Origin of the sequence: Herbiconiux daphne (assembly GCF_024979295.1) — a bacterium.
In the GTDB taxonomy this organism is placed as follows: Bacteria; Actinomycetota; Actinomycetes; order Actinomycetales; family Microbacteriaceae; genus Herbiconiux; species Herbiconiux daphnes.
The window spans coordinates 1-513 of the sequence record NZ_JANLCJ010000842.1 but is presented as its reverse complement, the minus strand read 5'-3'; the positions used below and the strand labels follow the sequence as shown (position 1 = coordinate 513).

The following is a 513-nucleotide window of genomic DNA, read 5'->3' as shown; positions in this document are numbered from 1 at the left end:
GAATCACTTCTTGTTTCTTATGCTGCAAGCGTTCTACATATTGTTTATTTTCAATATATGAACGAGGATCATTAGCCGCGAGCCATTCCCAATCAAAGCCATTCTGATATTCTGCTAATTGTCTATCACATTCAAGATATGTTAGATCAAGTAGTTTAACGCTTGCTTCTTTGTCCTCAATAAAAGCATTACGTTCAGCTTCAAATTCTGCTTTCCGTTGATTAAAAATCTCATCTTCCTGATAACGGTTAACTAATTCTTCTGCTGTATATTCTTTACCATGAATAGTAATGATAGTATCTAAATCAATATCTACTGTATCACCATAATCTGTATCATCAGTGTTTTCTAATTCTGGTGATTGTTCTTGTTCATCTTCAAAAGCTGCATTTTCTTCTTCATCGGACGAATCACCATTATCATCATTAGATTCTTCATCTTCAAACACCGGATCACCTTCTTCAAGAAAAGACCAATCAGGGGTATCATAGTCTTCTGGTGCATCAGGTGCAT

At 35.3% G+C, this 513-nt stretch carries 1 protein-coding gene; it reads right to left on the bottom strand.

Annotation, left to right across the window (positions count from 1 at the left end; genetic code table 11):
• Positions 1–513: hypothetical protein (locus N1032_RS27985; protein ID WP_259544013.1), on the bottom strand; the 513-nt coding region annotated here is incomplete at both ends.